Source organism: Chrysiogenia bacterium (genome assembly GCA_020434085.1).
Lineage (GTDB): Bacteria > JAGRBM01 > JAGRBM01 > JAGRBM01 > JAGRBM01 > JAGRBM01.
In genome coordinates this window covers 1-7712 of the sequence record JAGRBM010000475.1, presented here as the reverse complement: position 1 = coordinate 7712, position 7712 = coordinate 1, and the positions used below count along the sequence as shown (strand labels likewise).

Below are 7712 nucleotides of genomic sequence, written 5' to 3'. Positions count from 1 at the left end.
GGAACATTCCCGCGCCGCCGAAGTAGCCGGCGCTCTTGAGACTGCCGGGGCCGCCCTCCTCGCGAAACTGCCGGTAGAGAACCCCGGCGGCGAAGAAGAGTGAGAACAGGCCGATGAGATGGATGAGTTTGTAAACCGAGAAGCTGATCATGGGTTGCTACTTAGGCGCGCGGCCCCGCTGAGGCAAAGGGGCTGCCCAGAAGGCGGAAGCGGAGTGCGACATATATAGGTTGCGAACTCCATTGCCCACGTGGGTTCTGCTGATCGATCCTTCGCTGTGCTCAGGACAACAGCATCCGGGCAATGCGATTCGTGAGATGATTTCCGCCTACCCGAATCGCTTCTTGAGCCAGGTGCTCAGTATCTCGTTGAGGCGCGCGGGCTGCTCGCTCTGGGTCCAGTGGCCGCAGTCCTCGATCATGTGGGTTTCGAGGTCCGGCACGTAGCGCTCCATTCCCTTGGCCAGTGAGGGTGGCAGGGCGACGTCGTTCCTGGCGGTTACCATGAGCGAGGGCGCGTCCACCTTCTGCGGCACGTTTTCCATGATCTCCCAGTTGCGGTTCATGTTGCGATACCAGTTGATGCCGCCGGTAAAGCCGCTCTTCTCGAACATCTTCACGTAGAAATCGAGTTCATCCGCGGTGACGCACATCTCGCCGGGGGCGTCCTCGCCCTCGACGATCTCGCAGAGGTTGAAGCTCGGGCGCTTGCCGGTCTTCTTGGCCTCGTCCATGAGCTGCTTGAGCGGCACGCCCTTGCGGTAGAGCTGGCTCAGCGTGCGGCGCGTGTCGGCGGCAAGGCGCCGGTCGGCATCACCTGGTTGCTGGAAGTGCACGATGTAATGGCTCTCACCGAATGCCGCGCGCATCATGTCGATGGGCTTCATCGGCGCGCGTGGCAGAAACGGCGTGTTCACGCCCACGACGCCCGCGACGCGGTCCGGGTGAAGCTGCCCCATGGCCCACACCACCATGCCGCCCCAGTCGTGTCCGACGAAAACGGCCTTTTCCTCGCCCAGGTGATCGAGCAGCGCGACGAGGTCGCCCGTCAGGTGGGTGATGTCGTAGTCCTCGGTCTTTTCGGGGGCATCGGTGAGACCGTAGCCGCGCTGGTCGGGCGCGATCGCGCGAAAGCCGGCGGCCGCAACGGCCGGGAGCTGGTGGCGCCAGGAATAGGCGAGCTCGGGAAATCCGTGGCTGAAGATGACGGGCAGGGCACCCTCGGCGCCTTCTTCGTAGTAGGCCATGCGAATGTCGCCGAGTTCGGCGAACTTGGGATCGGGGAATTGGCTCATTTCCAATCCTTTCGGAAGTATTGCACCCATTGTGTTTGTCCTTCGACAAGCTCAGGACGAACGGATTCTACTCACTCACCTTTCATCTGCTTCCCGTTCGTCCTGAGCTTGTCGAAGGATCGAACGGGCCACTTCTTGTGCGTCAATCAGGGCTCGATCAGCACCTTGCACTGGTCGGTGGGTTTGCGAAGCAGTTCGAACATCTCCGGCAGGCGGTCGAGGTCCACGCTCTCGGTAATCATGGCGCGCGCGTCGATGCGGCGCGCGCCCATCATGTCGAGGGTGAACTCGAAATCCTGCCGGGTGTATCCCAGGATGAACTGGATGTTAACTTCCTTGAGGATCGCCATGATGGGGAAGAGCTGGTCAGGCTTGGAGTGCACGCCGAGCACGACGATGCGTCCCTCGGCGGGGGCCATGGCCACGCACTGCTGGAGCATTCCCGGCGCGCCGACGCATTCGAAGATGATGTCGGGGGCGCGGCCTGCGACCTTTTCAAACTGGCTGATGACGCTTCCCTTGGAGGCGTCGATGGTTGCCGTTGCGCCCAGTTCCTCTGCAAGTGCGAGGCGCTTGGGATTCTTTTCGCTGACGACCACGTGGCGGGCGCCGAAGAAACGCGCCCACAGCGTTGCCGAGAGCCCGATGGGCCCGGCGCCGATGATCAGCACATTCTCGCCGCGCTCCATGCGCGACTTGTTGACGGCATGGAGCCCCACCGAAAGCGGCTCGACGAGCGCGCCTTCCTGGAAACTCACGCCCTCGGGAAGACGCAGTGCTTCGAAGGAACCGACGCGCGCGTACTCGCTGTAGGCGCCGCCCACCTGGCCAAAGCCGGTGGCTTTGATCTTCTTGCAGCGGTGCCCGCTTCCCGAAAGGCAGGCCTCGCATTTTCCGCACCCGATGTAGGGCAGGGCGCACACGCGGTCGCCTTCTTTCCAGTTGCCGACGGCCGCGGGGCCGACCTTGACGACTTCGCCGGCAAACTCGTGGCCCAGGATGGTTCCCTTGGGCAGGCCCGGCGGCTCGCTGGTGGCGTGAATGTCGGAGCCGCACACGCCGCAGCTCTTCACGCGAATCAGAAGCTCGCTTTCCCCCATCTGGGGGTCGGGCAGTTCTTCGATTTTCAGGGGAACACCGATTTTCTCGAATACGGCAGCTCTCATCACTCCTGGCTCCTTTGGGGATGAGCGCAGGGATTGCTCGGCCCCGCGATCGCAGTTGACAATACTCCACTCCAGAAATAGACTCAAGTCTAGTTTTAGGAAGAAGTGTAGTGACCCAGCCCCAGACAAGTTCCGCCGGCCGCACGGGCCGGACGAAGAAAGCCGCTGCCAAGGCCGTGTCCGCCAAGGCCGCGTCCGCCAAGGCCGCGCCGGTCTCGCGCCGCACGCGCAAGAAGGAACGCACGCGCCAGCGCATCTATGAATGCGCGATGGATCTGTTTACCGAGCGGGGATTCGACAACGTCACCATCGAGGAAATCTGCGAAGCCGCCGACATCGCAAAGGCGACCTACTTCCTGCATTTCAAGACCAAGGCGTCACTGATCTTCGAGAGCACCGCGCGCCTGACAGAACTGTTGCGCGACGAACTCGCCACGCCCTCAAAGAGCGCGCGCAAGGACCTCGAGCGCGTCACGCACCTGATGCTCGAACGCTGGGGCGAGCGCCGCGAGGTGATGGAAGCCATGACGCGCGAGGTGCTGGCCAGTCCGATCAGCGAAATCGGTGAGCGCCCGGAGAACGAGGAATTTATCCAGCTCTATGTCGAGATCTTCCGGCGCGGGCAGAAGAGCGGCGAGTTGCGCAAGGACGTCCTGCCCGAGCTGGCCGCGCTGAGCTTTTTCGCGACGGCCTCGTCCATCGCCGCCGTGCATGCCCAGAAAATGCCCGGCGCGGATATCGGGCCCTTCATAGATCAGTTCATGAACATGGTTTTCGATGGGCTGGTCAATCCAGCGACAAGAAAGAAAAAGGCGGGGCGCTGAGCGCGCATCCTCCGTCGTAAGGAGCGGTTATGAAATTTGGAATCTTCCTGGCGCCTTTTCATCCGGTGGATGAAAACCCTACGCTCGCACTCGAGCGCGACTTCGAGCTGTGCCAGCACTTGGACAAGCTGGGCTTTGATGAGGCCTGGATCGGTGAGCACCACTCGGCGGGCTATGAAATCATCGCCAGCCCCGAAGTTTTCATCGCCGCTGCCTGCGAGCGCACCCGGCACATCAAGTTCGGCACGGGCGTTTCCTCGCTTCCGTATCATCACCCGCTCATGCTGGCCGACCGCATGATGCAGCTCGACCACCAGACGCGCGGGCGCGTGATGCTCGGCTGCGGTCCGGGCTCGCTTCCCTCCGACGCCTTCATGATGGGGATCGACACCCTCAAACAACGCGACATGATGGACGAGGGCATCAGCGCCATCGTTCGCCTGTTGCGCGGCGAGACGGTGACCGAGAAGACCGACTGGTACGAGCTCAAGGAAGCGCGCCTGCAGCTCAAGCCCTACACCCGCGGCGGAATGGAAATCGCCGTGGCGAGCATGGTCTCCCCCGCCGGCGCGCGCGCAGCGGGCAAATACGGACTCTCGCTGCTTTCGGTCGGAGCCACCACCAAGGGCGGTTACAACGCGCTGGCCAGCAACTGGAAAATTGCCGAAGAGCGCGCTGCCGAGTTCGGTCAGCAGGTGCACCGCGAGGACTGGCGCATGGTGGGCCCGATGTACGTGGCCGAGACCCGAGAGAAGGCCCGCGAGGATGTGAAGTTCGGCCTCCAGAACTGGCTGAAGTATTTCCAGGAAGTGGGCGCCCTGCCGCTCGCACCCGCGGGAGATCCCGACAAGGCCGTCGACGCACTCCTCAAGTCTGGGCTGGCCGTCATCGGCACCCCCGAGGACGCGATTGCCCAGCTCGAAAAGCTCCAGGAAGAGTCCGGCGGTTTCGGTACCTTCCTCCAAATGGCCGTCAACTGGGCCGACTTCGAGAACACCAAGCGCAGCTACGAGCTGATCGCGCGCTACGTCTTCCCGCATTTTCAGGGCAGCAATACCGCCCGCGAGGAAGCCATGGGCTGGGCCAGCCAGAACCGCCCGAAGTTCATTGGACAGGTCGGGCAGGCCATCGCCCAGGAAGTGCAGAAGCACCACGCCGAAAAGGCGCAGAAAAAGGGCTCGGCCGCCTGAGTGTTTTCCTGAGCGACTGCGCTGTCGGAGGCGTGGATCATGGCAAAGAAGATCGAAGACATCATCGTCATCGGTGGCAGCGCCTCGGGGCTGGCCGCAGCGCTGGCGCTCTCAAACCAGGGTTATCGGGTCCGCGTCTTTGAAAAGGACGGCGGGCCGCTTCCCACCACGCGAGTGGAGGCCTTCGAGGACTGGGACCGCAAGGGGGCACCCCAGGTGCGCACTTCCCATGGATTTATCGCGCGCCTTCGCAACCTGCTGAAAAACGAATTTCCGGGCTTGTATCAGGAACTGCTGGACGAGGGCGCCTATGACACCTCGATGGCAGATCTCTGGCCCCCGACCATTGAAGATACCTCCCCGCAGCCGGGCGACGAGGAAGTCTGCATGCTCGCCTGTCGGCGCATCACCTTCGACTGGGTCTTGCGTCGTCATGTGGAGCGAAATCCACTGGTCACGGTAGAAGCCGGTTGCGCGTGCGTCGGCCTGCTTGCCGAGGACGACGCGGCGACGGGCCTCAAACGGGTAACCGGCGTGCGGATTCGCCGCGAAGACGGCAGCGAGGAAGAGCATCGCGCCGACCTGGTGGTCGATGCCTCAGGCAGGCGAACGGGCCTGGACGAGTGGCTTGAAGGCGCTGGTGCCCCGCGGCCGCGGCAGGAGAGCGAGCATTGCGGCTACTTCATCTGTTCGCGCTTCTACAAGATGCGTCCCGGCATGGAAGAGCCGCCGGACGCTCGGGGTTTCAACGCCGTGGATCTCGGCTACATGGCTGCGCTTCTGGTGCGCGGCGATTCGGGGATCTTCTCGATCATGCTCGCCACGCCGCGCGATGACGCGGAGTTCAAGCAACTCGTCAAGCCGGAGCGCTTCGACGCGGCAGTGAAGGCGATTCCCCTGTTCGCACCCTGGATCGAAGAAGGGCGCGCCGATCCCATCACGGACGTGCGCGGATTCGGCCAGGTGATGAACACGCGCCGGTACTTCCTCGATGAAAGGGGCGAGCCGATCGTCCTGGGCTTTGTCGCTGTCGGCGATACGGCGATGCACACCAACCCGGCCTACGGGCGCGGGGTGACGCAGTCGTTTCTCTACGCGCAGCTTCTCGCGCAGGCCGTTGCAGGCAGTGGCGGGGACCTGCGTGAGCTTTCGCTCAATTTAGAGCGTCGCGTGGAGGAAGAGCTGGGCCCCTGGTATCAGCATGCCCTCAAAACCGACCGGCAGACCCGCGCTGCACGCGAGCGGCAGGCGAAACGCAAGGCCGAGCCGCAATCGACCCAGGTAGATCCCGACGAGTTCATGCGTTCGGTAATGAGCGAAGGGGTGGGCGTGGCGATGCGGACCGATCCAGTTGTCTTTCGCGCCGGGATGCGGGTCTACAACATGCTGGCTCTGCCCAAGACCATGCAGGGAGATCCCGAGCTGATGAAACGGGTGATGAAGGTCTGGCAGGAACGTGAAAACCGCGCCCCGCAGGTGAACGGCCCCGAGCGCGACCAGATGCTCGAAATCCTACGGCGCGCGGCCTAATCGAGAATAACAACGGTCCCGGCCGCGCCGTCGACCAGCACGCGGTCGCCGGTCTTGATGCGGCGGGTGGCGCCTGCGGCGCCCACCACGGCGGGAAGGCCGTACTCGCGGGCAACCACCGAGCCGTGGGAGAGCAGCCCGCCCACATCCACCACCAGTCCGGCGGCATTGATGAAGAGCGGTGTCCAGCCCGCGTCGGTTACCGGCGCGATGAGGATCTCGCCGGGCTCGACGCGGCAATCCCGGCGCGGGTCAATTACCACGCGGGCAATGCCCTCAACGCGGCCGGGGCACACGCCGATCCCTTCGATGCGCGAGCCGGCATCGAAGTCTTCCAGACTCACCGTGCGCGGGGCGCCGTCCTGAATTTTCGGTACCTGCAAATCGTGGCACCACTCGAAGTCCTGCCGGCGGCGAGCGATGATTTTGGCCGCATCGCCCGCGCTCAGCTCGCCACGGACAAGATCGCGGACCTCGCTCCAGACAAGAAAGAAGATGTCATTGCGCGAGGCGAGCTTGCCCTGCGTTTCGAGACGCCCGGCCAGCTCGTGATAGCGGCGGCGCGCCCAGTCAGAGCGCAGGACGACGACGTCCTTGAGCTGCTCGCGAAGTGCAATGTATCGACGCGCTGATGCCAGCACGCGCTTGAAGATGGGGCGCTGCATAAAGGAGAGCCGGCGCAGGGCATCGGCTTCGGCTTTCGTGCGCACCTCTTCCTGGCGCTGTTTGATGCCCGAGGGCGGCGTGACGGCCTCTCCGAGATAGTTGCGGATCATGGCAAGGACCTGCGTGGGATCTTCACGCCAGCAGGGGTTGCGAAACTCCGCCTCGCAGACCGCGCGGTGACCGTGCTGGTCGAGAAAGTCTTCCAGACGAACGCGAAGGCGGGTGAATCCCTCGCCCTCGGCGGTCTCGAGCTTTTCAAACAGCGCCGCGTTGTCGGGCGTGCTCTCAAAGAGCGCGCGCACGCGCTTGTCGCCCTTTACAACCTCGGCCAGCTCGTAGATGCCGAACGCCGGGTTCGCGCTGGGCAGCTCGCCGATGCCGGTTACCAGCGAAGCGGCCAGCGCGCCGCCCTCGTCGTCGAGCCACTGCTCGGTGAGCTTGCGCAGGATCGAGAAAGTGGTGACGCCGACGGTGGAGGCCCAGATGTGGGTAACCGAGGGGGCGACGAGGTGCTCGCCGAATTCGAGAGGGTCGATGAGCTGCGCGTCTGTGAGCGCGGCAAGCTTGTCGGCCGAGGATTCTCGCTTTTCAGCATGAACGAGGGCCGTCACTTTCTGCGCATCCTTTGTGAGCGTGCGCAGGCGCGAGCCCACCGTGGCGAGCACGCGGCCAAGAATCCGCAGCCCGCGCGGTGAGAGATCCGAGAGGGTAAAGCCCGGCGTGTGGGCCTCGGGCTTGCCGACAAATTCCTCGTAGATCGTGTCCGGGCTCAAGCCCGGCGTCTTGCCGGCGGCCTCGGCCAGGTAGGAGATGCAGATGTAGGGGCGGTGATAGAAAAAGCCCAGCACGCGGTGCTCGGGCCCCGGATCAGGCATGGCACCGAAGCTCAGGATCTGCGCGCGGAAGGAGTGCTCGATGACCGGTCCCACGAAGCTCCACGAGAGCGGGGTGATTGCGCCGGGCAGCACTTCGGAGATGTTGCCGTTGGAATACATCGGCCAGCGCGGATCGATGGGCGTATTCATTTCGGGGACCCAGCCTT

The 7712-nt window shown here is 63.8% G+C and carries 6 protein-coding genes; 3 read left to right on the top strand and 3 right to left on the bottom strand.

Annotated features, from left to right (window positions below; translation table 11 throughout):
• Positions 1–328 precede the first annotated feature (328 nt).
• Both KDH09_16110 and KDH09_16105 read right to left on the bottom strand, forming a co-directional pair.
• The gene (locus KDH09_16110) at positions 329–1294 is read right to left on the bottom strand and encodes an alpha/beta hydrolase (GenBank protein ID MCB0221224.1); all 966 of its coding nucleotides are present in this window, start codon (positions 1292–1294) and stop codon (positions 329–331) included.
• Positions 1295–1440: 146 nt separating this feature from the next.
• Entirely contained in the window at positions 1441–2460 is a 1020-nt protein-coding gene (locus KDH09_16105; GenBank protein MCB0221223.1) for a zinc-binding dehydrogenase, read from the bottom strand.
• A gap of 110 nt (positions 2461–2570) precedes the next feature.
• On the opposite strand from KDH09_16105, the gene KDH09_16100 reads away from it, so the two are divergent.
• From KDH09_16100 to KDH09_16090, 3 genes are read left to right on the top strand one after another with little or no spacing between them, the layout of a single operon-like run.
• A complete protein-coding gene (locus KDH09_16100) occupies positions 2571–3284 on the top strand; it encodes a TetR/AcrR family transcriptional regulator (protein MCB0221222.1) in 714 nt (237 codons plus the stop codon).
• 29 nt (positions 3285–3313) lie between these two features.
• On the top strand, positions 3314–4474 hold the full coding sequence (locus tag KDH09_16095; protein ID MCB0221221.1) for an LLM class flavin-dependent oxidoreductase: 1161 nt from the start codon (positions 3314–3316) through the stop codon (positions 4472–4474).
• 39 nt (positions 4475–4513) lie between these two features.
• Complete coding sequence (locus KDH09_16090; protein ID MCB0221220.1) at positions 4514–6004, top strand: FAD-dependent oxidoreductase; 1491 nt, start codon at positions 4514–4516, stop codon at positions 6002–6004.
• Here the strand turns inward: KDH09_16090 and KDH09_16085 are convergent.
• Positions 6001–7712: hypothetical protein (locus KDH09_16085; protein MCB0221219.1), on the bottom strand; the 1712-nt coding region annotated here is incomplete at its 5' end. The two genes, KDH09_16090 and KDH09_16085, sit on opposite strands and share 4 nt — an antisense overlap.

Excerpts from the sequence above, each read along its gene's own strand:
- KDH09_16110 (MCB0221224.1), bottom strand. The coding sequence starts at position 1,294 with ATGAGCCAATTCCCCGATCCCAAGTTCGCCGAACTCGGCGACATTCGC.
- KDH09_16105 (MCB0221223.1), bottom strand. The coding sequence starts at position 2,460 with ATGAGAGCTGCCGTATTCGAGAAAATCGGTGTTCCCCTGAAAATCGAA.
- KDH09_16095 (MCB0221221.1), top strand. The coding sequence starts at position 3,314 with ATGAAATTTGGAATCTTCCTGGCGCCTTTTCATCCGGTGGATGAAAAC.
- KDH09_16090 (MCB0221220.1), top strand. The coding sequence starts at position 4,514 with ATGGCAAAGAAGATCGAAGACATCATCGTCATCGGTGGCAGCGCCTCG.